This window comes from Priestia sp. SIMBA_032 (genome assembly GCF_046535215.1).
GTDB classification, from domain to species: Bacteria; Bacillota; Bacilli; order Bacillales; family Bacillaceae_H; genus Priestia; species Priestia aryabhattai.
This window is the reverse complement of sequence record NZ_JAWRXD010000653.1, coordinates 1-272: the sequence shown is the minus strand read 5'-3', so window position 1 is coordinate 272 and position 272 is coordinate 1. Positions and strand designations below refer to the sequence as shown.

General features: G+C 54.8%; 1 protein-coding gene. It reads left to right on the top strand.

Translation table 11 applies throughout. The annotated features are described in order from the left end of the window. Positions 1–272, top strand: a 272-nt coding sequence (locus SB717_RS35860; protein WP_410907736.1) for a helicase HerA domain-containing protein, incomplete at both ends; no start/stop codon positions are given.

Genomic DNA, 272 nt, shown 5'->3' with positions numbered 1-272 from the left:
CGTTAAGGACACTGCTGTAGGGGTCCCCTGGATTCACGGCATCGAGCCCGACGATTACGCGATCGGCATCCCGTTTGACGCGCTGGAAGGTCACACGCTAATAGCGGGTACCACCCGCGCGGGTAAGACTCGACTGTACGAATTGATCGTTACCCAGTTGATCTACCAGAAAAAAACCGTCTTCATCATTGACCCGAAAGGCGATAAGGATCTGGAGAAGCGCTGCCGAGCGGAATGTGAACGTGCAGGGCGAAAGTTCCTGTTCTTCCATC